Annotated in this window: 28 protein-coding genes and 1 pseudogene; 22 read left to right on the top strand and 7 right to left on the bottom strand. The window is 33.2% G+C overall.

Features of this window, described 5'->3' with window-relative positions; genetic code table 11:
* The first annotated feature begins 26 nt into the window (after positions 1 to 26).
* The 5 genes from Q0Y61_RS01435 to Q0Y61_RS01415 all read left to right on the top strand — a co-directional run bounded on the left by Q0Y61_RS01435 (position 27) and on the right by Q0Y61_RS01415 (position 5,589).
* Complete coding sequence (locus Q0Y61_RS01435; protein WP_297810211.1) at positions 27 to 1,670, top strand: methyl-accepting chemotaxis protein; 1,644 nt, start codon at positions 27 to 29, stop codon at positions 1,668 to 1,670.
* Between the two features lie 78 nt (positions 1,671 to 1,748).
* A complete protein-coding gene (locus tag Q0Y61_RS01430; protein WP_297810207.1) occupies positions 1,749 to 2,960 on the top strand; it encodes a bifunctional 2-C-methyl-D-erythritol 4-phosphate cytidylyltransferase/2-C-methyl-D-erythritol 2,4-cyclodiphosphate synthase in 1,212 nt (403 codons plus the stop codon).
* 14 nt (positions 2,961 to 2,974) lie between these two features.
* Positions 2,975 to 3,865 (top strand): response regulator, encoded by an 891-nt coding sequence (locus tag Q0Y61_RS01425; protein WP_297810204.1) that lies wholly within the window; start codon positions 2,975 to 2,977, stop codon positions 3,863 to 3,865.
* The gene (locus tag Q0Y61_RS01420) at positions 3,843 to 5,054 is read left to right on the top strand and encodes a sulfate adenylyltransferase (protein ID WP_297810201.1); all 1,212 of its coding nucleotides are present in this window, start codon (positions 3,843 to 3,845) and stop codon (positions 5,052 to 5,054) included. Before Q0Y61_RS01425 ends, Q0Y61_RS01420 begins: the two co-directional genes overlap by 23 nt.
* Positions 5,055 to 5,064: 10 nt before the next feature.
* A complete protein-coding gene (locus tag Q0Y61_RS01415) occupies positions 5,065 to 5,589 on the top strand; it encodes a phosphatidylglycerophosphatase A (RefSeq protein ID WP_297810197.1) in 525 nt (174 codons plus the stop codon).
* 338 nt (positions 5,590 to 5,927) lie between these two features.
* Here Q0Y61_RS01415 and Q0Y61_RS01410 read toward each other — a convergent pair.
* Positions 5,928 to 6,701, bottom strand: a pseudogene (locus Q0Y61_RS01410) (undecaprenyl-diphosphate phosphatase).
* A gap of 142 nt (positions 6,702 to 6,843) precedes the next feature.
* Here Q0Y61_RS01410 and Q0Y61_RS01405 point away from each other — a divergent pair.
* From Q0Y61_RS01405 to Q0Y61_RS01370, 8 genes are all read left to right on the top strand, one after another.
* Complete coding sequence (locus tag Q0Y61_RS01405) at positions 6,844 to 8,271, top strand: acetyl-CoA carboxylase subunit A (protein WP_297810194.1); 1,428 nt, start codon at positions 6,844 to 6,846, stop codon at positions 8,269 to 8,271.
* Between the two features lie 63 nt (positions 8,272 to 8,334).
* Positions 8,335 to 8,469, top strand: coding sequence for a 50S ribosomal protein L34 (rpmH, locus tag Q0Y61_RS01400; RefSeq protein WP_006801736.1), 135 nt, complete (start codon positions 8,335 to 8,337; stop codon positions 8,467 to 8,469).
* 3 nt (positions 8,470 to 8,472) lie between these two features.
* The gene (gene rnpA, locus Q0Y61_RS01395; protein ID WP_297810183.1) at positions 8,473 to 8,811 is read left to right on the top strand and encodes a ribonuclease P protein component; all 339 of its coding nucleotides are present in this window, start codon (positions 8,473 to 8,475) and stop codon (positions 8,809 to 8,811) included.
* 2 nt (positions 8,812 to 8,813) lie between these two features.
* A complete protein-coding gene (yidD, locus tag Q0Y61_RS01390; RefSeq protein ID WP_297810180.1) occupies positions 8,814 to 9,203 on the top strand; it encodes a membrane protein insertion efficiency factor YidD in 390 nt (129 codons plus the stop codon).
* The gene (gene yidC, locus Q0Y61_RS01385) at positions 9,196 to 10,800 is read left to right on the top strand and encodes a membrane protein insertase YidC (protein ID WP_297810177.1); all 1,605 of its coding nucleotides are present in this window, start codon (positions 9,196 to 9,198) and stop codon (positions 10,798 to 10,800) included. The genes yidD and yidC overlap by 8 nt, the downstream gene beginning before the upstream one ends.
* A gap of 2 nt (positions 10,801 to 10,802) precedes the next feature.
* Positions 10,803 to 11,699: a Jag N-terminal domain-containing protein gene (locus Q0Y61_RS01380; RefSeq protein WP_297810174.1), complete on the top strand. Its 897-nt coding sequence runs from the start codon at positions 10,803 to 10,805 to the stop codon at positions 11,697 to 11,699.
* Positions 11,700 to 11,707: 8 nt separating this feature from the next.
* Positions 11,708 to 13,096: a tRNA uridine-5-carboxymethylaminomethyl(34) synthesis GTPase MnmE gene (gene mnmE / locus Q0Y61_RS01375; protein WP_297810171.1), complete on the top strand. Its 1,389-nt coding sequence runs from the start codon at positions 11,708 to 11,710 to the stop codon at positions 13,094 to 13,096.
* An 84-nt stretch (positions 13,097 to 13,180) separates the two neighbouring features.
* A complete protein-coding gene (locus tag Q0Y61_RS01370) occupies positions 13,181 to 14,395 on the top strand; it encodes an HD domain-containing protein (protein ID WP_297810168.1) in 1,215 nt (404 codons plus the stop codon).
* Here Q0Y61_RS01370 and Q0Y61_RS01365 read toward each other — a convergent pair whose 3' ends face one another.
* Positions 14,396 to 15,520, bottom strand: a complete 1,125-nt coding sequence (locus Q0Y61_RS01365) for a UDP-N-acetylglucosamine--N-acetylmuramyl-(pentapeptide) pyrophosphoryl-undecaprenol N-acetylglucosamine transferase (protein WP_297810165.1) — start codon at positions 15,518 to 15,520, stop codon at positions 14,396 to 14,398.
* A 195-nt stretch (positions 15,521 to 15,715) separates the two neighbouring features.
* On the opposite strand from Q0Y61_RS01365, the gene Q0Y61_RS01360 reads away from it, so the two are divergent.
* Genes Q0Y61_RS01360 through Q0Y61_RS01350 form a run of 3 tightly spaced genes read left to right on the top strand, consistent with a single transcriptional unit; the run spans position 15,716 to position 17,154 of the window.
* Positions 15,716 to 16,195, top strand: a complete 480-nt coding sequence (locus tag Q0Y61_RS01360) for an acyl-CoA thioesterase (RefSeq protein WP_297810162.1) — start codon at positions 15,716 to 15,718, stop codon at positions 16,193 to 16,195.
* A gap of 30 nt (positions 16,196 to 16,225) precedes the next feature.
* The gene (locus tag Q0Y61_RS01355) at positions 16,226 to 16,696 is read left to right on the top strand and encodes a hypothetical protein (protein ID WP_297810159.1); all 471 of its coding nucleotides are present in this window, start codon (positions 16,226 to 16,228) and stop codon (positions 16,694 to 16,696) included.
* 2 nt (positions 16,697 to 16,698) lie between these two features.
* Positions 16,699 to 17,154, top strand: a complete 456-nt coding sequence (locus Q0Y61_RS01350; RefSeq protein WP_297810155.1) for a tRNA (cytidine(34)-2'-O)-methyltransferase — start codon at positions 16,699 to 16,701, stop codon at positions 17,152 to 17,154.
* A gap of 26 nt (positions 17,155 to 17,180) precedes the next feature.
* On the opposite strand, the gene Q0Y61_RS01345 is transcribed toward Q0Y61_RS01350, so the two are convergent.
* From Q0Y61_RS01345 to Q0Y61_RS01325, 5 genes are read right to left on the bottom strand one after another with little or no spacing between them, the layout of a single operon-like run.
* The gene (locus Q0Y61_RS01345) at positions 17,181 to 18,083 is read right to left on the bottom strand and encodes a PhzF family isomerase (RefSeq protein WP_297810152.1); all 903 of its coding nucleotides are present in this window, start codon (positions 18,081 to 18,083) and stop codon (positions 17,181 to 17,183) included.
* A gap of 21 nt (positions 18,084 to 18,104) precedes the next feature.
* Positions 18,105 to 19,235, bottom strand: a complete 1,131-nt coding sequence (trmA, locus tag Q0Y61_RS01340; RefSeq protein WP_297810149.1) for a tRNA (uridine(54)-C5)-methyltransferase TrmA — start codon at positions 19,233 to 19,235, stop codon at positions 18,105 to 18,107.
* A 2-nt stretch (positions 19,236 to 19,237) separates the two neighbouring features.
* Positions 19,238 to 19,972 (bottom strand): flagellar type III secretion system pore protein FliP, encoded by a 735-nt coding sequence (gene fliP, locus Q0Y61_RS01335; protein WP_366517280.1) that lies wholly within the window; start codon positions 19,970 to 19,972, stop codon positions 19,238 to 19,240.
* Positions 19,973 to 19,989: 17 nt separating this feature from the next.
* The gene (locus Q0Y61_RS01330; RefSeq protein WP_297810143.1) at positions 19,990 to 20,892 is read right to left on the bottom strand and encodes a flagellar motor protein MotB; all 903 of its coding nucleotides are present in this window, start codon (positions 20,890 to 20,892) and stop codon (positions 19,990 to 19,992) included.
* 11 nt (positions 20,893 to 20,903) lie between these two features.
* Positions 20,904 to 21,668, bottom strand: coding sequence for a MotA/TolQ/ExbB proton channel family protein (locus Q0Y61_RS01325; protein WP_297810140.1), 765 nt, complete (start codon positions 21,666 to 21,668; stop codon positions 20,904 to 20,906).
* Between the two features lie 136 nt (positions 21,669 to 21,804).
* On the opposite strand from Q0Y61_RS01325, the gene Q0Y61_RS01320 reads away from it, so the two are divergent.
* The 6 genes from Q0Y61_RS01320 (at position 21,805) to Q0Y61_RS01295 (ending at position 24,950) form a co-directional block, all read left to right on the top strand.
* Positions 21,805 to 22,623: a replication initiation protein gene (locus tag Q0Y61_RS01320; RefSeq protein WP_297810137.1), complete on the top strand. Its 819-nt coding sequence runs from the start codon at positions 21,805 to 21,807 to the stop codon at positions 22,621 to 22,623.
* Between the two features lie 522 nt (positions 22,624 to 23,145).
* Complete coding sequence (locus Q0Y61_RS01315; RefSeq protein WP_297810132.1) at positions 23,146 to 23,400, top strand: hypothetical protein; 255 nt, start codon at positions 23,146 to 23,148, stop codon at positions 23,398 to 23,400.
* Complete coding sequence (locus Q0Y61_RS01310; protein ID WP_297810129.1) at positions 23,384 to 23,731, top strand: hypothetical protein; 348 nt, start codon at positions 23,384 to 23,386, stop codon at positions 23,729 to 23,731. Before Q0Y61_RS01315 ends, Q0Y61_RS01310 begins: the two co-directional genes overlap by 17 nt.
* A gap of 16 nt (positions 23,732 to 23,747) precedes the next feature.
* Complete coding sequence (locus Q0Y61_RS01305) at positions 23,748 to 24,131, top strand: hypothetical protein (RefSeq protein ID WP_297810126.1); 384 nt, start codon at positions 23,748 to 23,750, stop codon at positions 24,129 to 24,131.
* Between the two features lies 1 nt (position 24,132).
* Positions 24,133 to 24,495, top strand: coding sequence for a hypothetical protein (locus Q0Y61_RS01300; RefSeq protein ID WP_297810123.1), 363 nt, complete (start codon positions 24,133 to 24,135; stop codon positions 24,493 to 24,495).
* 14 nt (positions 24,496 to 24,509) lie between these two features.
* The gene (locus Q0Y61_RS01295) at positions 24,510 to 24,950 is read left to right on the top strand and encodes a YopX family protein (protein ID WP_297810119.1); all 441 of its coding nucleotides are present in this window, start codon (positions 24,510 to 24,512) and stop codon (positions 24,948 to 24,950) included.

The following is a 24,950-nucleotide window of genomic DNA, read 5'->3' as shown; positions in this document are numbered from 1 at the left end:
TAGTGAAAAGACAAAGGAAAAAAATTATGATTGGAAAAAATTTATCCTTAAAAACACAACTTTTTATTGGATTTGGTGTAATTTTAGTATTTATCATTTTAATTGCCTTTACAGGTTATATGAAAATTCGGTTTGTGGAAAATACATTAGCAGAAATTAGTGATACTAATGCGGTAAAGCAACGTTATGCAATCAATTTCAGAGGAAGTGTGCATGATAGAGCAATTGCAGTGCGTGATGTTGTCATATTGGAAAATGTGCAAGAAATTGAAGAAACATTGCGTTTAATCCAAAAACTAGAAGGATTTTATAAAGATTCCGCAATTAAAATGGATAAGATTTTCCAAAATGCAAATATGGTAGATGAAAAAGACAAAGAGATTTTGAAGCGCATTAAAGGTGTAGAGTCAAAAACAATGCCATTAATTTCCGAAATTATTAACAAAAAGGCGCAAGCAGATAAAGTAGGTGCGAATGAGTTGTTAATCAATCAAGCTAGAGGATTCTTTGTGGAATGGTTGAATGTGATTAATGAGTTTATTGATTATCAAGAAGCCAAAAATCAAAAATTATCTGATATTGCTGTCAATGAGATTGAAAGTTATTTGAATTTAACGCTTTGGTTGTCTATTATTGCTTTTATTGTAGCAATCGCAACTTCTTTTTATATTACACGTTTGGTTATCTCTTCTCTTGGTGCAGAGCCAAAAGATGTTGTCAAGGTAGTGCTTAGCATTGCTAATGGTAATTTAAATATGCCAATTAAAACACAATTTAAAGAAAGTATGCTTGCCTCTATGGCGCAAATGCAAGAAAGATTGAGAGAAATTGTTTCAGAGGTTATGAGTTCTGCACAAGAATTAAATGAACGCGCAAACGCAGTTACAAAAAGTTCTGAAGAGTCTAAGTCTTCTTCTTATCGTCAAGTTCAAAGTTCAGAGGAATCCGTAGAGCGTGTTAAACAAGTGATAGATTCTGTAAATCATATTTCAAGCATTGCAAAACAGACAGAAGAAAATTCTGAACATACTGCTAATCTGTCTGACAAATGTATGGAAGCAATGAAAACAACGGTAGAAAGTATTGAACAGATTACACAAATGGTTACTTCTTCATCAGAGCATATTCGTATGCTTGAAAAACATTCCCAAGAAATTGGTGGAAGTGCAGACCTTATTAAAGAGATTACCGACCAAACTAACTTACTTGCTTTAAATGCAGCCATTGAAGCGGCAAGAGCTGGAGAAGCAGGTAGAGGATTTGCAGTCGTTTCTGATGAGATTAGGAAATTAGCCGAACGCACAGGTGTAGCCACCTCTGAAATTACAAGAATGATTGAGGTCATTCAAAGTGAAACGCAAACGGCAGTTGAGGCGATTCAAAATGCAGTGCCACAGGTAGAAAAAGGAATGGAAATCGCTAATGAAGCAAGTGAGATTTTAGAGCAGATTAATTTACAAGCAAGTGATTCGCTAGATAAGGCAAAAAAGGTAACTGATGCCACCAATATTCAAGTGCAAGATATGGAGAATTTATCAAAAGAATTAAATGAAATCTCAAGAGATTCTAAAAATACTGCAGGATTAATGGAGAACAATACAGAAGCAGCTCAAACGCTTAAAAATATCGCAAGCGTTCTACGAAAACATATTAATCACTTTAAAATCTAATTTTTAGAATCCCAAATAAAGGGATTCTAAAACTTTCAAAATGTATAATTCCAAAATTTTAAAAGCTAAGGGATTTATTTGCCAAATATTGCATTAATTTTATTAGGTGCAGGGGATAGTAGCCGATTTTTAGCCTCTGTTTCTAATGTAGGCTTGAATAGAAATGCACATAATGGAGTTACGAAATTACCCAGATTACCTAAAAAACAATGGTTGCGTGTGGGTGAGATTCCACTTTGGCTAAAGGTCGCATTAGACTTACAAGGAATTTATCCTTTTATGCAGTGCATTTTAAGCGTAAAGCTAGAGGAAAAAAAATATATGCAAAAGTATTTGGAAGCCTTTTCTCTAAATTTCGCATTGGTAGAGGGAGGTTCTACGCGCCAAAAGTCTCTCCAAAATGCGCTTAATACACTTTATGATTCCGCAGAATATGTGTTTGTGAGTGATATTGCACGCTGTAATATTCCCTTAGACTTGACACAGAGAATTTTAAGTGAAATTGGCAATTATGATTGCGTTGCTCCTTGTCTAAGTCTTACTGATACAATTGCATATTCTCGGGAATCCAAATTAGAATATTTAAGACGAGAAAATCTTAAGATTATCCAAACCCCACAATTAAGTAAAATAAGTGTATTAAAAGAGGCTTTGTGTAGAGGTGATTTTACCGATGAGAGTAGTGCGATAAATGCAAGAGGTGGAAGTGTCGGATTTATTCAAGGGGCAGTAGAGGCAAGAAAATTAACATTTTTAGAAGATTTGCAAGATATGCACTTATTAAATCCTAGTTCTCGCACTTTTATAGGTAATGGAAGTGATATTCACGCATTAGATAAGGGAGAGGGGATTATACTTGGAGGTGTTATGATTCCGTGTGAATTTAAACTCACTGCACATAGTGATGGTGATGTCTGTTTGCACGCCTTGAGTGATGCACTCTTAGGTGCGATTGGATGCGGAGATATTGGCGAGTGGTTTCCTGATAATAATCCAATTTATAAAGGAGCAGATTCTTCTGACTTATTAAGAATTATCGTAAATTTTGTGCGTGATGTGGGGTATGATATTGTGCAAGCAGATATAACAATTTTTGCCCAAAAACCAAAAATCTCTCCTTATAAATGTGCAATGGAGCGTAAAATTGCAGAGATTCTGCAAATTAATCTATCCTATGTGAATGTTAAGGCAACAACAACAGAAGAACTAGGGTTTATTGGTAGAGGAGAGGGGATTTTAGTGCAAACAAATGTTGTGTTAGAGTATTTTGATTGGAAAAGATTTATTTAGTTTAGGATAAGGAAATGAAAATTTTAATTGTAGAAAATGAAATTTATTTAGCTCAAAGTATTGCTTCAAAGCTTGGACATTTTGGATTTACGTGCGAGATGATACCAAGCGTTGAAGAGGCTTTGCAAATGGAGGTGGCAGATATTATTTTGCTTTCAGCCAATATACCGGGTCAAAACTTTTATTCTTTGATTGAGAAGTTTAAAGATTCCATTATTATTCTAATGATTCCTTATGTGAATGATGAAATGGTAACGCGTCCTTTAAAAGCAGGAGCAAGTGATTATATTGTGAAGCCCTTTATGATTGATGAGTTGATTCGTAAAATTGAACACTATATTGCTTTTCGTCAGCTACAAAAAGAAGTAGCATTTTATAGGGATTATTTTTGTGATTCTTTATTGGTGCCAACTTATACAATCAATACAAAAATTTCCTTTCCTCTAATTGTAAAAAGTGTATCACAGAAGGCAATTGATATGTGTGTTGTTAATTATGCTATTCATAAGAAATTTGCCATTAATTTTATCTCCCTTTATAAAAATCACAACTACAAAGAAATTTTCAAAAATGTTTCAAAAACACAATTAACCTACATTGTAGGTTTTGAAACATTGCGAAAAGAAGAGAAAGAGGAATGTATTAGAACTTTTAAAAATATTCCAGTGATTCTATCTTGTTTGGGTGGAGATTTGAGTGATTTTAAGAATGTGTTTGAGATTAATATTAAAGAAATCTCTCAAGGATTCCAAGAAGATGTCTTAAGTGTAGATGAATACATTAAAACAATGATTTTAAAATTTGAAGATAGGTATCCAGATACAGAGCTTAGTAAGCGACTTGGTATGTCGCGTAAAAGTTTATGGGAAAAGCGAAAAAAATATGGAATCACAAAGAAAAAATAATCTTTCTACTTTATTTATAGATAAAGAAGCAGTTTTTGCACTTCTTTTATGTCAAGAGGGTTTGCTTGCCCCTGTAAGTCATTTGATGAATGAAAAAGAAATGATTGAAGTAGATAATACAGGACTTTTTGAAGGGCAAAGTTTCCCCTTTTCATTTATTTTAGCACCTGCTGGAAAACGTAATGAGGAGGTAATGAAATCTTCTAAAAAAGGCGATGAAATCGCACTGATATGTGAGAATCAATTATGTGGCAAACTAATTGTAGATTCTGCTTTTAAAATCAATAAACAAGAGCGATTATTTAAAATAATGAGCGGAGATATATATTCTAAAAAAGCTCAACATCTTTATAATCGTCTTGGTAATTATGCACTTTGTGGAGAATATACATTATATTTGCAATCTGAAATTTTTGCTTTTAGAGACCGCGCAACAAAACAGGCGATTGCGCAATTTAAAAAAACCAATGATGCACAGGGTGTAACAGCAATGGTGTTAGATGCTTCCCCTATTACACGGATTCACGAACGCATTTTTAGATTTATCTTAGAAGAGAATCATTTACTTGTTTTGTTATTGCTTAGAAGGCAAAATGAGGGTTTATTGGACTTTTATATTCGTAAAATTTGTTTAGAGTTTGTGATTGACAATTATTTGCCAAAGCATTGCATTGTTATTTTTCCTTTAGATGATATTTATTTGTTCGCTGGCGCACACGGGATTATTTTAGACGCAATTTTGGCACAGAATCTTGGTTGCGATAGAATCGCTATTGGAGAGAATTATCCTGATTTGGTAATTTATTACGATAATCAAAAGATTTATTCTATTTTTGATATGACAAAAGATATTAAAATTAAAGTAAAATTATTAAGCGAATTTGTGTATTGTAATCAATGTAATACGATTGTTAGTCCTAAGACTTGCCCCCACGGTAAGCATTATCATATTGATTATCACTCTGGATTCTTGCAAGGTATCCTGCAAGCTGGATTAATTCCACCTACAATTTTAGTGCGTAAAGAAGTTTCAGCTAAGGTTTTAAGTTATTTATTTCCCAAACGTTTCAGTCCATTGATTCAACAATTTGGAGCAATGTTTGCAAGTAATGGAGTGATTGAAGAGCAAGATGATGAAGATTTTTATTTAAAATTGATAAATATTTATCAAACACGGTCTTTAAGTTAAGGTTTTTTTAATGCAGCATAGTTTTTTTAGAACTTTCATTGATTTTAAAGACTTTTGCAAGAAGGGCTTTTTGACATTGTTTTTTAGCGGACTTAGCCCAAAGGCACCCGGAACGATCGGCACATTGGTTGCTTTACCCTTTGCTTGGGCTATTGGCTATTATATCGCATCTAGCACTTTATTGCTTTTAGCATTGCTTATTTCTGTGATTGCAATTCAAATTATTAATGATTATGAGAAACAAGGAATGGCACACGATTGTAGTGAAATTGTGATTGATGAGCTAGCGGGGGTGTGGATTAGTGTTTCTATGATTGGATATAGTTTTTTTGGATTGGTATTATCTTTTGTTTTATTTAGATTATTTGATATTTGGAAACCCTCTATAATTGGTAGGGTTGATAAAGAAGTCAAGGGTGGTTTAGGTGTGATGGGGGATGATTTATTGGCTGGATTTTTTGCTGGACTTTTGGGGCTAATGATTATTGGCGTAATACAAAAGGTAGATTCTTTAGCCTTTATTTTGGAATTTTAATTTCTGTTTTTAAATAAATTTTTAGAATCCCTATTTTATGGTTTATTTATACAGAAAAATAAATATTTCTTCTGTATAAATCTTATCTCAACTACCTAATGCCTGTGATTTATCATTTATATAAATTAAATACTATATGTCAATTCGAAACGACCATAAATTCTATAAAAAACGCTCGAAATTTCCTAAAGAAAAAAGTTTTTAAATACTTTTTTATATTTTATTTGGGATTCTAGCTTGCAACACTGACACCTAAACTACTATTTAATCCAAACGCAATTAAATTTTTATGTTTATTTTAACCTATATGCAAACACAATCAAGAATATTGATAATCATTAAAGAATATCTAAATAAAATAAAAATATCACGCCTAGAATAATCCGATAGATTCCAAAGGGAATAAAATTAAAGCGAGAAATGAAGTTTAAAAAAAGTTTGATTGCTAAGAGAGCACTTAAAAATGCCACAACAAATCCGATACCAAGTATCATTATATTATCCATATAAATAGACTCATAGCTCCTATAAAGACTATAAGAACTTGCAACAACCATCGCAGGTAAAGCCAAGAGAAAGGAAAATTCTGTGGCTACTTTACGATTACAGCCAAATAATAAACCGCCTATGATTGTCGCACCACTCCGTGAAGTGCCTGGAATCATTGCAAGAGCTTGAAAAAACCCAATCCAAAGCGCTTGAATATAAGAGATTTCATCTATATTTATAATGTTTTATTACATTTATATATGAAAAATTTACAAAATAATAAATTAAATCCCACCAATGATCAACATAATAGAAACTGTGATAGGAGCAAAAAGTGCCTTAATATGAGAATAGAATAAAAAGCCTAAAGTTCCAGCAGGCAAGAATCCAATACATAATTTTATCCATAATCTAAGGCTATTTGTGGTTAATTTTTCCCAAAAGACAAAAAGAACAGCTAAAATAGAGCCTAATTGAATGACGACTTCAAAAGTTTTGTGAAATGTATTTTGTGGAATTCCGAGTAATTCTGAAGCTAAAATCAAATGTCCCGTAGAAGAAACGGGTAAAAACTCAGTAAATCCTTCAACAATGCCTAAGATTCCAGCATTTAATAAATCCATAAAGAAGCCTCAAATAACTAAAATGTGTAAAAATGCGTGAATTTTAGCATATTTTGATGATTTTTTTTCAAATGTTTGTAAAACTTCAACTATAAATCAAAAATAAAATTATAAAATGTGTTAATTTCTTTTTGGAGTTTTTATGTTTAAGAGAGTTTTAATTGCAAATCGTGGTGAGATTGCTGTTCGCATTATTCGCGCTTGTAATGATTTGAATATAGAATCCATAGCAATTTATTCTCGTGCAGACCGTGATAGTATGCACGTAAAAATGGCGACACATACTTATCCTATTAGTGAGGACCCTATTAAGGGTTACTTAGATCCAGATTTGATTATCCAAGCTGCTAAAGAAATGGAAGCAGAGGCAATCCATCCAGGTTATGGATTCCTAAGTGAAAATGCACTTTTTGCTAAAAAGGTTAAAGAAGCTGGGATTGTATGGATTGGTCCAGATACTGAAGTGATTGCGAAAATGGGAGATAAGAATGCTGCAAGAAATTTAATGATTGCCAATGGAATCCCGGTTGTGCCTGGAACAGAACCTCTTAATGCTTTAGGTCTGTATGAGATTCAAAAAATTGCGCGTAAGATTGGTTATCCTATCATCTTAAAGGCAAGTAGTGGAGGTGGCGGACGCGGAATCCGTGTTGTTTGGGAAGAAAAAGATTTGGAATCTTCTTTTGAAGCTTGTAAAAGAGAAGCATTAACTTTCTTTAAAAATGAAGATGTCTTTATGGAAAAATACATTCAAAATCCGCGTCATATTGAGTTTCAAATTCTAAGTGATAATTATGGTAATGTGATTCATTTGTTAGAAAGGGATTGCTCTATTCAAAGAAGACATCAAAAACTCATTGAAATTGCACCTTGTCCTACAATGAGTATAGATTTACGCCGCCGTATGGGAAGTGTAGCAGTTGCGGCGGCAAAGGCTGCAAAATATACAAATGCCGGAACTGTGGAATTTCTAGTAGATGATTATAACAATTTTTATTTTATGGAAATGAATACGCGGATTCAAGTAGAACACGGAGTAACAGAGGAAATTACAGGATATGATTTAATTGGACGTCAGATTAGAATCGCTAATGGTGAGATTTTAGACCTTACACAAAATGATATTCGCGCTCAAGGATTTGCAATTGAAGCACGAATTAATGCAGAAGATGTGCATAATGATTTTGTGCCAAATCCCGGAATAATTACTTCGTATTATCCGGCTTTAGGTCCTTTTGTACGAGTAGATAGTTATGTTTATAAGGATTTTACAATTCCACCCTTTTATGATTCTATGATAGCAAAATTAATTGTTCGTGCGACAAGTTATGACTTGGCAGTTAATAAGCTTAAACGCGCTTTAAACGAATTTAAAATTCGTGGAGTTAAAACTACAATCCCTTTTCTCGTTAATATCTGCAATGACAAAGATTTTAGGCGTGGAAATTTTGATACTTCTTATTTAGAGAAAAAAGTGCAAGATTTATTGCCACAAGAGACCAAAGACGATAGTGATTTAGTTGCTGCGATTGCAGTGGCATTGACGAGTGCTTTAGAGCAGAATCATTAATAAATCTAGTTTTAAGTAAAAGTGCATTAGAATTTGCGTTTATTTTTTTAGAAGGTTTTAGAAATGAAAAGAACATATCAACCACATAATACGCCTCGTAAGCGCACGCACGGGTTTAGAGTTAGAATGCAAACTAAAAATGGTCGTAAAATTATCAATGCAAGGCGAGCTAAAGGTAGAAAAAGGCTTGCAATCTAATTTGTGGAATCGGCTTTGGTAACCTTAAACACAAAAAAAGATTTTGATAATGTTTATAAAAGCCAAACAAGGTGGCATAACTCTCATTTCATTCTATTTTTTAAAGAAAATCCTCATACAACAGCAAAAAGGATTGGATTTTCAGTATCTAAAAAAGTAGGAAATGCTGTTTGTAGGAATCTTATTAAGCGTCGCTTGAGAAGTATTTATAGAGAGTCTATACTGAACTTAAAAAATGGGGATATGATTTTGTTAGCAAAAATTGGTTTAGATAAAGTGGAATATAAAATTTTGCGAGATAATTATAAACACGCTTTAATGCGACTTAATTTGGTAGTTTAAAAATGTTAAAACAATTTTGCATAAAGATTCTTTCTTGTTATCAGTATTTTATCTCTCCTTATTTGGGTTCTACTTGTCGTTATTATCCAAGTTGTTCAGAGTATTCTAAACAGATTTTTCTGTTCCAAAACCCTTTGGTGGCTGTTTGGAAAACATTGATAAGAATTTTTTCTTGCAATCAGTTTTTTGAAGGTGGCGTTGCTTATCCACAAGTTTCTTTAAAGATTCAATCTCATTTTAGTAATCCTTATCTTATTAACATCCAATATTGGTTGATTCCGAATAAGCCTCAAAAATACAATTTTAAAAATATTCCAAATGGAATTTCATTAAACTTGCAAATCCAAAAAGTTTTTATTATTAAACAACATTCAAAGGCTTCCTGTGCTTGATAAAATTGATAATCTAAGTTCTCAAACTAGAGTTTTAATTGCTGTGCTTCTAGCACTTGCATTTTTTGTGCCTTATAGTTACTTCTATCAACCGCAAGTAGCAGAAAATAATGAAACGCAGCAAACTGCAACAAGAGAGATGCAAAGTGTTGCTACAACCAATGCCTCTAATCAAGTGGCACAAAATATCGTGAAAGCACCAAAGCAAAATAGCACTATCATTGCAACAATAGAATCTGAAAATTTCACCTATAAGATTGACCGCTTAGGTAGAATCGCAGGAGTGAATTTGAAAGCGGAAAAATACCAAAAAGATTCTGCTGCATTATCTTTGTTTCCAGAAGACGTAGCAAATACAAACAATCCAAAGATTTTAGAAATTCGCTTTTCGGATTCTTTATTAAATCAACAAGCTTTTAATACCCCTTATAATGCAAATCTAACCTCTTTAACCATTCAAGATAAACCACAATCTATTATATTGGTTCAAGAATTGGATAATGTGAAAGTAGAAAAAGTCCTCACTTTCTATCCCAATGGATATTATGAGGCACAAATTAATATTCCGCAAAATTACACCTATTTTGTATCACCCGGTATGCGCCCTAGTGTGGAAAATGATGCTTATGTTTTTAAGGGTGTGATTGTTAAAGAATCGGATAATACTATTACAACCATTGAAGATGGAGATGCGCAAGGGCAAAACAATTATGCAAATGCAAGTATTATTGCAGCAGTGGATCGTTATTATGCTACTTTGTTTTTTAGTAAAAATAATGCGCTTAACGCAACGATTTTGAGCAACCCAAGTGAGAATCCTATGCCATTTATTAGTGCAAATGGCGAGTTGAAGCTAGAAGGATATATTGGTCCAAAAGATTATCGTTTGCTTGAGTCTATTAATCCCAACTTAATAGATGTAGTAGAATATGGTGTGATTACTTTTTTTGCTAAACCTCTTTTTTTGCTACTTGATAAACTCTATGATTTATGTGGAAATTGGGGTTGGGCGATTATTTTATTGACACTGATTGTTAGGGTTGTGCTTTATCCTTTAACCTATAAAGGTATGGTGTCAATGCAGAAGCTAAAAGATCTTGCGCCAAAAATGAAGGAACTGCAACAGAAGTATAAAGGAGAGCCACAAAAGCTTCAAGCACATATGATGGAGCTTTATAGAAAACACGGAGCGAATCCAATGGGAGGTTGTTTGCCACTTCTTTTGCAAATGCCAGTATTTTTCGCAATTTATCGTGTTTTATTTAATGCGATTGAGCTAAAGGGTGCAGGTTGGCTACTTTGGATTAATGACTTATCTGCAATGGACCCTTATTTCATTTTGCCAATTTTAATGGGTGGCACAATGTATCTCCAGCAGCATTTAACACCTACAGCCTTTAGCGACCCAATGCAAGAAAAAATCTTTAAATTTTTACCCTTAATCTTTACAATCTTTTTTGTAACTTTTCCTTCAGGGCTTGTATTATATTGGTTTGTAAATAATATTTTTTCCATTGTTCAGCAATTACTTATCAATAAAGCATTAGAGCGTAAAAAAGCGCGTGAAATTGCAGAACATAAACATAAAGATGATTAAAAATGAAGAAGATAGAAGCAGAAACTTTAGAAAATGCCTTGATAATTGCATCAAATGATTTTGGGTGTTCTGTTGTAGATTTGGAATATGAAATTATTCAAAATCCCTCTAAAGGCTTTTTAGGGATTGGTAAAAAACATGCAATTATTTGCGCTCAACCAAAAATTTTATTAAAGGTAGATTCCTCATCAATAGAAGTTAAAACAACTTTTAATTCAATCAATGAGGAAAGTTTTCAAAGCGCAGGGAAGATGAGAGAAGAGAATGAACCATTAATTGCAGATGAAGAGACTAGAAGATTGGAATCATTGAAGTATTTTTCACTAGAATCTTCAAAGAAAGATGATTCTCAAGAAGCTTTTAAGAATAATCCAAGAGACTTTAATGTGCAATTTGTAAGCAAGATTCCAAATCATATCAAACACAAACAACTAGATTTACAGAATGTTGCAAAAGAGGTGCAAAGAGAACTTCAAGAACTTTTGAGTTTGATGCCCTACCAGCTAAGTGAAATTCTCGTTGAACCTTATGATGAAAATACGCTTTATATTAAAATTGATGGTGAGGATTCTGCTTTGTTAATTGGGAAAGAAGGTTATCGTTATAAGGCGATTTCTTATTTGATTTTTAATTGGGTAAATCACGTTTATGGAGTGATGATTCGGTTGGAAATTGCAGAATTTTTGCGCAATCAAGAAGAGATGATTGCAAATTATTTATTACCTACGATTGAAAGCATTAAAATGTTTGGAAAAGCTCAAACAAAACCTCTTGATGGTGTATTGGCTCATATTGCATTAAAGCAGTTACGGGAACAATTTCCTGATAAGTATATCTCTTTTCGTCTAAATAATGAGGGGGAACGTTATATTATTATTAACGATTTTCATCATTCCTAGAGTATTGTATGTTAAATGATGATACAATTATTGCTCCCGCGACAACTTATGGGAAGTCTTCATTAAATGTCTTGCGCTTGAGTGGTAAAGATTCTTTAAAAATCGCTGCAAGGCTTGCTAGAACTACTCCAGAAAATCTTATGCTTTCTTTGCCTGCACGTTGTGCAAAATTAACAAAGATTTATTTTAGTAATGAGGATTTACTAGACGAATGTATTTTACTCTATTTTAAAGCGCCCCATAGTTATACAACGCAAGATGTAGTAGAGTTTCAATGCCACGGCGGAAACTTTATTGCTCAAAGTATTTTGCAAGAGTGCTTACAATATGGTGCTCGTTTAGCAAATCCAGGTGAATTTACAAAACGAGCATTTTTGGGCGGACGCATTGATTTATCCCAAGCACAAGCAGTTGCTAAACTAATAGAATCCCAAAGCGCACAAGCACACAAAATGCTTATGCGTCATCTAAAAGGAGAAATGCAGGATTTTTGTGAAAAATTGCGTATAGATTTGATTTCCTTACTTGCGCATAGTGAGGTTTTTATAGATTATGCGGAGGAAGATTTACCTAAGGATTTACTAGAAAATTTAAAAGGTAAATTGCAATCAATTCTTAACACGCTTCATTGTCTTTTGGAGCAATCTAAAGCAAAGCGCACAATGTTTGAAGGTTATAAACTTTGTATTATTGGGAAACCAAATGTGGGTAAAAGTTCCCTTTTAAATGCACTCTTGCATAGTAATCGTGCAATTGTGAGTGAAATAGCAGGCACGACACGGGATAGTATTGAGGAGAACTTTATGCTAGGAGGGCATTTATTGCGTCTTATTGATACTGCTGGGATTCACGAAACTAAAGATTTTATAGAGTCAGAGGGTATTAAAAGAAGTTTAGAAAAGGTGCAAGAGAGTGATTTGTTAATTGCTCTCTTTGATATTTCATCTCCTATAACACAGGAGGATTTTCAAATTATAGATCTACTAAAAACCTATCAAAAGAGCAAAAAAATTTTTGTTTTACTGAATAAGGTGGATTTGGATTATAAGTTGGATTGGACAATTTTGCAGGATTTCAATCCTATAAAACTTTGTTTAAAAGGCGATTTGTATGCTAAAGATTCTTTGTTAGAGAGTTTTAAAAAATACCTTGAATCTTTATTGGATTCCAAAGAAGAATCACAATCTTTGCTTCTAGCTTCAGAATATCAATTCCAAGCAGTGCAGACTTGTATTGAAGCGTTACAACAATCTATTTTCCCTTTGGAAAATACAGAATTAGAAATTTTCAGCTTTCAAATCAATGAAGCATTAAGGGCCATTGCATCAATTACAAAACCTTACGAATATTCTCAAATGCTAGATGTAATGTTTGGAGATTTTTGCTTAGGTAAATAAATATTTGCTTAATTAAGATAAGTTAAAATTGGTTTTAGCCTCTGCAAACTTTGGTATAATTGAAAAAAATAAATGGAATTAAATATGGAAAATCTTAAGAAACCACATTTAGGATTTGAGCTTTTGCATAAAATCTTTGTAGCAGCTAATATTCGCCGTTGGAATGACCAAGCTACACCTGTAGAGTTTTTGGAGATTGATAAGCAAGCACATAAGATTGTCCTTGCTTATTTACTTGCACATTTTGAGATATTAGAAAATAAGCAAACCATTAATTTTGAACGATTGATTTTGCAGTTTTGCTACGAGTTTTTTGAACGTATTATTTTAACGGATATTAAGCCACCCGTTTTTCACAAATTAGTTAAACATCACAACAAAGCACTTGTAGATTTTGTTTGTGCGCAGTTAGAAGAAGATTTGAAAGGATTTGGCTTTTTAGAAACTATGCGTGAGTATCTTTATGGAAAGGTTGATAATCTTGAAAAAGAGATTTTGAAAGCTTCACACTATTATGCTTCTAAATGGGAATTTGATATTATTTATCATTTTAATCCAAGAATGTATGATGTGCAAAACATTAAAAATGCTATTGATAAACAAGTGCATGAGTATTACCATTTAGCAGGTGTTCAGCGAATAATGTATGAGGAGTTGTGCGAAATCGTAGATATGTTTGGGCAGTTAAGATTTCAAAAGCGTTGGAGTCAGACGCCAAGAGTTCCTTGCACTTCTGTGCTTGGACATACACTTATAGTTGCACTTTGCGCCTATCTTTTGGGTTATGATTTGAAGTTTTCTCCAAAAATGCAAGTGCAACATTTTTTCTGTGGATTATTTCACGATTTGCCTGAAATTTTAACGCGTGATATCATTTCTCCTATTAAGAATAATGTAGAGGGTTTAGATAAATTTATTAAGCAGATTGAAGAAGAAGCGGTGCAAGAAAAAATCTTAAAGATCGTTCCAAATTCCATTGCAAAAGAGATTGTATATTATACGCAAAATGAATTTACTAATCGTTATAAAAAAGATGATGAAATTTTCTTGAGTTCTAAAAAAGGAGAAGAATTTTTACAAGAAATAGAGTTAGAATCATCTGATGAGCCAATTTTTGGAGAATTTTTGAAATACTGTGATCATTTAAGTGCCTTTTTGGAAGCCAAAATTTCTATTGAACACGGAATTAAAAGTAAGGAATTAATAGAGGGTGCTAGAAATTTGGAAGACCTTTATAAAAATAAATTTTTAAGAAGAATAGATTTGGGTTATTTGTTTAGAGAATTTAAATCCTCTTAATTAATGTAGATTAGATACTATGTATTCGCACATCTGCTTCACTGCTTGATTGGAACATTCCTTTTGTAAATCTTGACTAATTTGTGAGATTTTCTCTTGCAAAATCTCTAAACTATTCCACAAAACCTCACAAAACAAATCTTGTTCTAAACATAGAAATCCTAGTTTTTTTTCTTCTAAAAACTTTGCATTATGGTATTGATGATTATCTGCCGCATAAGGGTAGGGGATAAAAAGTGCAGGTAAGCCGTTTGCGCATAATTCCCAAAGAGAACTAGCTCCTGCTCTACAAATTGCAAAATCGCATTTTGTTAGAATCTCTGGCATTTGATTGCTGAAATCAAATAGCACGATATCAACACTTTTTAATTCTTCTAATTCTCCAATTTGTATATTTGGGGATTTTATGTCTTTTAAAGATTCTAAATTTTCTTTTAAAATTCCAATTTTAAAATTGAGCTTTAAGTATTCATCTAGCACGCGTGTAAATTCTGTTTTGCCACATTGGTGGTAGATACATAGCTTTTTTTGTTTAATGTCTTCTGCTAGAGCAAGCGCAAAGTTGTTGATAGTTCTAGCACCTTGCGAACCTCCCATAAAGAGCAAATTTTTTACGACTTTGCGCACTCTTGCTTGTGCGAAAAAGACTTGACGAATGGGGTAGAATTTTAGCGGTGAGGATTGCAAATAAGAGGAGAAAAATATTTTTGCACAAGGTTTTAAGATCCTATTTAATCTCCCAATTTTGGCATTTTGTTCGTGGATAACTAGTGGAATCCCAAGCAATACTGCCCCAAAAGAAGCTGGTGCAGCAGAATAGCCACCAACAGATAAAATAAAATCTATTTTCTTTTGATTTTTTAATATTTTAAGTGTAGTTTGAAGTGCTTTGGCTTGTTGCCATAATGACTTAAGTTTATGGAATCCTTTTTGATTGACGACACCAAAGGTTTGTAAAAAATATTTTTGTTTCAAACGCGTATCTGTTTCAAAATATGCTTTATCTTGACCCTTCTGAGAACCGATAAAAATACATTCAAATCCTTCTTGATAAAATTCTTCTAAAAAAGCTCTAGCTACGCTTAAATGTCCTCCCGTGCCGCCACCTGTAATCACCACTTTCATTTTGAATCCCTCAAAGTTTAAAGCTATAAAATTTATCTAAATTGTAACATAGCTTCACACTTTTAGTGCATAGTTTGATAAAATAGGTTAAAATTATGTAAGTTTTGCAAAAAGTTAAAATTTTTTAATACTTTTTATTGAAATCTTGTAAAAAAATGCTAAGATAAGCACAACGATAATTTAGGAGAGTTTGTTATGGATAATATGGAAAATGTCTTTGATATTAAATCCCTTACAATGTCTGTATTGATGACCCCAGCAGTAGCGAATTTTAAAGGTAGGGTGCATGGAGGAGATTTATTAAAGCTTCTTGACCAAGTTGCTTATGCTTGCGCTTCGCGTTATTGTGGAAAATATGTTGTTACTCTATCTGTGGATAGAGTAACTTTTAAATATCCGATTGAAGTAGGTAGCCTTGTTACTTTTTTGGCTTCTGTTAATTATACAGGGAAAAGTTCGCTTGAAGTAGGAATCAAAGTAATTGCAGAGGATATTCATAAGCGCACTGTAATGCACACAAATAGTGCATATTTTACAATGGTTTGTGTAGATGAAAATGGTAAGCCCGTGTCCGCACCACCCTTAGAGCCAAAAACTGAAGCAGAGAAAAGACGTTTTGAGAAAGCTTTAAATCGTAAAAAAGCCCGCGTAGAACTTGCTAATAAATGCTCTTAATATGTTATAATTTCTCTTTTTGGAGAGATTATGCAAAATTCTATTGCCAAGTTAGAAGAGAATTTAACTAGTGAAAATACTCCTAATGGGCGAAACAAAACAGAAGAAATTAGAGACATACGCGCAAATATCATCAAACATCATTTAACTAAATTTTGTAAAGCTAATGCTACTGCTCTTGCATTAATTTTTAAAGCACTGATGCGAGGAGAGATTCTTTATTCTAAAGTTCAATTTTTGCAAGATTGCAATACAAATGGTTTGCTCTGTCAAAGCATAAAAGATTCTGATAACTTGAAAAATCAACAAAAACTACAAAAAGAATCTCAAAATAGTAAAATTAATGGCAAAGATTTTAAAATAAATCAAACTCAAACTTTGAAACAACAACCAAATAATGACAAAATCAAATCACAAGAAAATACTTCTAAAGAGTCTCTTCAAAGTGTGGAATCTAAACTGGGTTCTTCTGATGCATTCCCTTTGAATATTGAAGGATAGTTATGCGATTCCATATTGTCCTACATCAGCCTCGTATCCCGCAAAATACAGGTAATATTGGTAGACTTTGTTTTGCTAGTGATTCTGTATTGCACCTTATTTATCCACTTGGATTTAAAGTTTCTCAAAAAGAACTCAAACGTGCAGGTATGGATTATTGGAAAGATTTAGAAGTCTATGAATGGGAAAGTCTAGAAGCATTTTGGGATTCTAAATTATTGCAGATTCCGCATTTTTATCTGACAACCAAAGCCTCCCATCTTTACTATCAAGCACCCTTGAATCGTGGAGCATATTTGCACTTTGGACGTGAAGACGCAGGGCTTAGTGAAGAAATTTTAAAAGCCAATCAAGAGTTTTGCTATACAATTCCTATGAGAAATAATGCGCGTAGTCTAAATCTTGCAACAAGTGTTGGAATTGTGCTTTATGAGGGAATCCGTCAAAGAGATAGTTAAGGGTGATTGATATGTTTGGAACACAATTAAATGGAAATCTCTGTTTTAAAACAAACAACTGCTTTTCCTGTAATTTTCACTAAAAAAGGTTTGCCATTTTTGATTTCTACATTCACACACATACTACCTAGCCTTTGGATAGCTTCCCCTTGCAGAATTTCAAATGAAAGATTATTTGGAGTTTCTAAATGTTTTGCAATGCGATAAGTAACCAAATAAGCACCTAATGCACCATTAGCATTGCCTGTAACAGGGTCTTCTGCAATGCCAATTGCAGGAGAAAACATTCGCCCACGAATGAATGGCTTTTCATTAAAGTTTAATGTGAAAAGATAATATCCATTGCAGTGAAGTTTAGAGCTAAGAACACTTAAACTTTCTAAATTTGGTTTAAGAGTATTCAAACATTGATTCTCTTTAATGCCAATCATAACCTTTGAATGCCCTGTAGAACTAATTGCAACAGGGCAATCTTGCCTAATATCTTGAATCTTAAGCCCTAAAGCGTGGATAATCTCATCTATTATTTGTCTATCTAGTGGAGTTTCCACCTTTGGTTTTCCTTGTGTCATTGTGATACTAAAATCATCCTTTTCTTGTATAATCTCTACAGGTAGAATCCCTGCTCTTGTCTTTTGTAAAACTTTTCCTATTTTTTCTCCTTCTAAAGCTCTAATATAATGGGTAGCTATTGTAGCGTGTCCACAAATTGGAACTTCTTTGGTTGGAGTAAAGAATCGTACTTCCATATCATAATTAGGTGCAATAGGAGAGAAGACAAAGGCAGTCTCTGAATTGTTTAATTCTCTTGCAATTTGTTGCATTTGTTCATTGCTTAAGCCATCAGCATTGGGGATAACCCCAGCAGGATTGCCATAAAATTTATTTTTGGTAAAGGAATCCACTTGATAAATTCTATAAACTTTCATTTTCTTGCTCCCAATAGAGAATTAAACTTCCACCTTTTTTAAAATTACTCCAGATTCTAAGTGTTGCGTATGAGGAAATTGGTCAAAAAATGCGCAGTGTAGAATCGTATGTGTTTGAGTGAGAATTTCTAAATCACTCTTTAAACTAATAGGATTGCAAGAGATGTAAATAATTGTTTGAAAATGTTGTAAAAAATGACAGACTTCTATCCCTAAACCTGCACGTGGAGGGTCAATCAATGCTGCACAAAAATCAAAGAAGTCCAAATTAATTTCTCTCAAGCGATAAAATTTTCTCATTCTATTTAAAGCTTGCATACATTCTACACCACTTAAGCGGACGAAATGAATATTTGTGATTCCATTCATAGATGTAGCAAATTGCGCTGCTTTGATGGAAGTTTTAGAAATTTCTGTCGCAAGCACTTGACGGAATTTTTGCGCAAGTGGAATCGTGAAGTTACCGCACCCACAATACATTTCTAGTAAATCTTGATGGTTAGAATTTTTTAAATTTTGCAAAATCCAAGTAATCATTTGGATATTTATTGACGGATTAGGCTGCGTGAAAGCTCCTTCAAAATATTGATAACGATAGGTTTTATTTAGAATCTTTAAGGATTCTATTACATAATCTTTACCTACAACTAATTTAACTCCTTTAGAGCGCCCAATAAGATGAATCTCAAAATTTAAAGTAAGTTGTAACTTTTCACGCAAGGATTTAACTTCTTTTTTCCAAGATTCTGCTAAGTTTTGGTGATAAATCAAGGTTAAAAGTATGGTATTGGTTTGAGAGGAAAGAATCTCTAAGCTAAAAAGGCGCCTTGTAAGATGATAAAATTCAGGAGAGTTTAGTAAATCTCTTAAAATAGATAATGTTTGTTGAAGGCTAGGGAGTAAATTGGGACAATTTTCTATCAAAACGAAGCGAGATTCTTTATTTGCTACCTGATTTAAACGGCGCATTGCGAAATGGATTTTATTGTTTAGGTGATAGATTCCAATCTCTGCACGTGCTCTAAAGCCAAAGTCATATCCTTTAAATACCTCATATTCAGAGAGATTGAGTAAATCTTTTGCTTGTGCTACTTTGGATTCTAAACTTACACTTAAGCAACCACCGCATTGTCCTAAATATTTACAAGTCATTGCTACCGAAAGCTTTGCACTAGATTCATTGTCAGCAGATTAAAGCCATCTACTAAAATAAAAACAAGGATTTTAAAAGGTAAAGAAATCATTGTGGGGGGTAGCATCATCATTCCCATTGCCATAAGAATGGAACTAATGACCATATCAATAACCAAGAAAGGTAAATAGAGTAAGAACCCGATTTGAAATGCAGTTTTCATTTCGCTAATAATAAAAGCAGGTAATGCGATGCTTAATGGCACATCTTGTGCATTTTGAGGATTTTGAATGTTACGAATACGATAAAATAATGCTAAGTCTTTAGGACGCGTGTTGCGAATCATAAAGTCTTTAAAAGGTGCAGAAGTACGCAAAAATGCTTCATCATAAGGAATCTCTTTGGCAATATAGGGCTTAATGCCTTGATTGTAACCCTCTGTTGCAACAGGTTCCATAATGAAAAATGTCAAAATTAAAGCAAAAGAAACGAGAAGTTGTGTGGGAGGCGATTGTTGTGTTCCCATTGCAGTGCGTAAAAAGGCAAGAACAATAATAATCCGAGCAAAACTCGTTGCCATTAGAATTAAAGAGGGTGCTAAAACGAGCAGTGTTAAAATAGCCACAATGTTGAGTGTGGTAACCAAATCACCTGGCTCTGTGGGGGCAGTAAGCGTTAAATCCACCGTTGGGATTGTGGGGCTTTGGGGTAATTGAGGTGGTGCTGCAAAAAGTGAAAGTGTGCCAAAAAAGAGAATAAATAGGAATCGTAGCACTAAAGATTCCTTGATGGAAATGCAAGATGATTTATTGAGGTTTGCAGGTTTTGCTGAATAATGTTATCTTGCATTTTGAATTCTTGATTTGGAGTGGTTTCTCCATTGTTTTCTTTGTTGAGATGATTTTGTTCAATCGTTTTATCTAAAATATTTTGCTTTTGGTGTAAAAGTTTATCATCGGGATAAAATCTAAATTCCACGCGGCGATTTTTCGCACGATTTTCTTCATTTGTGTTTGGTAAGATAAAATTGCTTGCTCCATTACCCAGAGAAGTAAGTTTTCTAGGATTAACTTTGTTTTCTATTAGAATTTTAGAAACATTAAGCGCCCGAAGCGCGCTTAAACCTATATCATCTTTATATTTTTCGGTAGGAATTATGGGTGAATTATCTGTATAGCCAATAATATCTGCGTGTAGATTAGACGGCATTTTTTGTAAGATAAGTGCAAGACGTTTTAAAAATAGAATCTCATCTGCATTGTTTAAGGTTATTGCACCTTCTTCAAAAAGTAGCTTTCCACTAAAACGCAATATAAAGCCCTCACTTCCTTCATCAATGATGTTAGATGGTCCTAAAGAGACACGCACATTTTCTTTAAAATCCAAAATTTCGCTTTCAATTTTCTTAACTTCTTCTGCAGTTTCCGGTTCCGTTGTCATATCTGCTTGTTGTTGGATTCTTGTGTTATCTGGTTCTACTTTGATTCCTCCACTTAGCAAAGACATCGCACCTTTCATACTCCCTTCAGCTTCGGTTAATTTTTTGGCGTCAAAGGTTACCATAGAAAGAATGAGGATAAAGAAAGTAAGAATGAGTGTAACCATATCCCCATAAGTTCCAAGCCATAGAGGCAAAACTTGAGGACAATCACAAGGAGGGCAACGAGTTTTTCCCATTTATCAAGACTCTATTCAAATTGGCTAACACGTTGGTTAGGCGGCAAGAATGTGAGTAATTTTGCTTCTAGTGCGCGTGGGTTATCACCCGCTTGGATAGACATAATCCCTTCAATAATTAGTAATTTTACTAATGCTTCATCTGCGGCACGAACTTTTAGAATATTCGCGATAGGAGAACCCACAACATTTCCAACAAATGAACCATAAAAAGTCGTAAGCAATGCAACTGCCATCGCAGGTCCAATAGAAGCTGGGTCAGACATATTCAAAAGCATTGCAACCAAACCAATTAGTGTTCCTAGCATTCCATACGAACCCGCAAAGGCAGCCCAAGTATCAAAAATCCCCGCATTGTCTTTGTGTCTCTCTAATGTCCTATCCATATCAGTTTCTAATAAATCACGGATACTATCAGGCTCTGCACCGTCAATTGCCATATTTAATCCACGTTTTAAAAACTCATTTTCTTCTTGGTTGGATTGTTGTTCTAGCGATAGAATCCCATCACGTCTTGCTTGTGTGGAATAATCTACGAGTTTTTTAATAAGACCAGGAACATCAAAAGTTTGAGGTTTAAAAGCAATCATAAAAAAAGTGAAAAACTTTTTCATACTTTCCATTTTGTAAGCAATTAACAAACTTGTAATAGAACCTCCAATGGTAATTAAGATTGAAGGAACATCAAGGTAAGGTCCAATCCCTACACCAAGTGCCATCGCTGTGCCTAAGAGTAGTAATGACAATGAGATACCCGCAACTGAACCTAAATCCATACTCACACTTCCTTAAAAATAGAAAATTTAACCCTAAAATGATATTGTTTGATTCTAAAACATAAATTTTAAACTTTATTGTGTTAAAATTTGTTTAAATTATCTTTAAAAAATTTATCACAAATAAGGACTTCAAATGTATTTGATTGATTTTGGTTATGATAGCTTTACCAAAGGATATGTTTTGAATCTGATTAGAGATAGACGAACAAGTGCAAAGTTGAAGTATGGAAATGAGATAAATTCCATAGAATTTATAGATTTTACAGCTCAAGATTTTAATTTGTTTTTCAGTATTTGTTGGTTTATAAATAATAAACAAAAACAATCACAAATCAAAAAAATAACTCTATCATTTGATGAATTAAAAAAGTTTATCCCTCAAAACAAAATAATGAACCTGAATAGATTTTATAATGATATTGTGAAATTTGCAAGAAAACTTAGAAAAATAACCATTGACATTGAAACCAATGAAATAACTCAAAATGGCGAATCCAACTCATTAGGAAAAAGTGATTTTTTTGCTAGAGAAACTTTGGTGGATTCAAAGACGAAAACTTTAACTATTGTTATGGGGGATTTAGTTTTAAAAGCTCTTTTTAATTTCAATTACTTTACAAAGTTTGACTTAAATGAGTTTTGTTCTATTAAGAATAAATATACAAAGACATTGTTTAGATTGTTGAAGCAGTATGAGAATGTGAATGAGAATCCTGTAAATGGTTTGAAAAATATTGTAATGGAGAAGCAAGAATTTTTGGAGTTTATGAATTGTCCTGAAAAATATACAAATAATATGTCAATGTATGTTGATAAAAAGATTCTAATTCCAGCGATAGATGAGTTGAATAAAGGCTCACAAAGCTTTAAGAATGTTAGTTATCAAAAGATTAAAGAGGGTGGAATGATTAAAAAGTTTGAAATAAGTTTTCAGACGATAAAACCCGCATAGCTTTGTAATTATGTCTTTGTTTGTTTGGACAGCGGATACAAATATTTGGTAGTGTTTGGTAGTGTTTGGTGTGCCCTTAAGCCTATGTCTTAAGGGCAAAATAAAGCCTACGCTTCGTTTTACTTCACTTGTCTTTATTTTTCTGCTCTTTAAGCGGGGGATTCCCCCGCAACGCCCCCTAATAATTCTAGTTTTAAAATGTTTTTTAAAGTTTATAATGTTTTATAAATAAATTAATAATTGTTTTATAAATACAATTTAACATTTTAAAATATATTTTAAATATTTAATAATGTTTAAAATTTACTTCTCTTTCTCTGCAAAAATATAAAATTAGATACAAAAATGATAATTTAAAAGCATTCATTTGTTTGGATTGGTTTGGCTTTTGATTTTGCCGACATTTACCTTGTAAATGTCTATAAAGGGGGTAAAAGCTGTGGGTTTATATTGGTTTTTGCGTTGTTTTGCGGGGGTTTTGTTATAATTTCAGCAACAAAAATGAGAATGAAAGGTTGTGAAATGAGAAGCGGTTTTTATCTTGATTCTTGGCAAAAAAAGTCTTTAAGGAACTTTTTTAAAATGGAAGTTTCAAAGTTTTATGATGAAATGCAAATGCCAGAATGTGCTTGGCGAGATTTGCAAGAGCATTGCGAAAAAGAAATGCAAATGCTAGAAATGGTAATAAAAGAGGCAAAGGTTAAAGTAAATGTGTTAGTTAGGGGGTATATGCTTTATTATAAAGAGCTAGGGCGCATTTGTGTGTTTAAATCCTAATCGTGATATGTTTAAATTTGCTTGTAAAGAAGTTTCAGATTTAGAGGAGCAATTAAGCGTTAATCGGTATATTGAATTTGATTTTTCTATTGAAGGTGATATAGATTATCAAGAATGTGTTTTAGAGTTAAGACAAAATGATTTTTGTTTAGGGGACGCAAAAGAACCTTTGATTCTTGAAAGTAGCAGGGGCATAGGAAGTTTTAATTTTTATGCGGAGATTGTAGAGAGTAGCGGAGATTCTAACGAGGATATACGCATAATGTGCGAACATTTAGCGGAAGTTGTCTTGAAAGTGGTAGAAAAATTTAGAGAAATAGTAAGTGTTTAAAATAAGGGTGGTAAAAATGGTTACAAAACAAGAGGTTTTGCGGGAATTGGTTTTTGATTCCTTGCAAGAGCTAAGAGAATTTGTGTATCGGATTGAATTGCGAAGCTTTGCAAAAGGGCAAAAGTTAGTGATTGTTTTTTCTAACTTTTTTGCCTTGCAAGAATGGAATAAAAAAGAAGCTTCCATAATGGAGAGAATGCGAGAGCTTTACAAACAAAGAGGGCTTAAAGAAATTGTTGTGTTTCATCAAGTTTTAGCTAAAGCCAAAGGGCAGAATCGCACCTATAAGGAGCTTTCAACAGGTGAATTTGACACTTCTTATTGCGCCCCGATATTAGGGGGTATTATGGATAGAATCAAGATTGCAATTAAAGAAAATTTAGAAAGAGAAAGGGTTTAAAATGTTTCAAGAAAAGGTAATTAAATCCAGAAACTTAAGGGTTTGGGATTACAAAAATCAAGTTTATTTAAGCAGGATTAGCAAGAAGCTTATAGATTCCATAGGCTTAGATTCTAAAGATTATCAAATTGAGGATTATTTGGGTGAGGATTCCAAAGGGAAAGCAGTTTATAGTTACGATGTTGTTGTGTCCGATGATGACCCTAGCGATAAAATGGTGCTTTTTAGGGAAAATGGCATAAATTACGCTATGGATTTGGGCGTTAAGGGTATAGAAAATGGTGAGGGGCGCAGATATAGAGTTGAAATGTGCTATCTTTTGCGCCATTCTCATAAAATAGGTAATAGTCATAATCGTAGATAAATAGGAGGGCAAAAATGAAACTAAAAGACATTGATTTTAGAGTATGGAGCAAATTAGAAAATGGGTATATTGAATATCCTGCTTTAGCTAAATTAGGTTCTGTTTTACCTGCTAAGGTTCATCGTGCCGATAGAGCAATTCCTTTTATTGAATTTGATGAAAGAGATGATGAAAAAGAAGTTGAATTTTGGACAGGGCTTAGAGATTTAAATAATGCAAAGATTTATGAGGGAGATATTGTGGAGATAACAAATCACAGATTCAAAGACACCATAGAAGCGGTGGTTATTTGGCAACAAGGAGGTTTCTTTATGAAAGTTATTAAAACTTACGATGAGGACGAGGTTTGCGTTGGTAAAGAAATTCCTTTTTCTGAAGTTCATTCTTATTCACAACAAATAGATTTAGTTGTTATAGGCAATATCCACGAAAACCCCGAGTTATTAGGTTATTAG

Origin of the sequence: uncultured Helicobacter sp., assembly GCF_947367035.1 — a bacterium.
Lineage (GTDB): Bacteria > Campylobacterota > Campylobacteria > Campylobacterales > Helicobacteraceae > Helicobacter_D.
The sequence above is the reverse complement of the archived record's forward strand: the minus strand, read 5'-3'. Positions and strand labels throughout refer to the sequence as shown.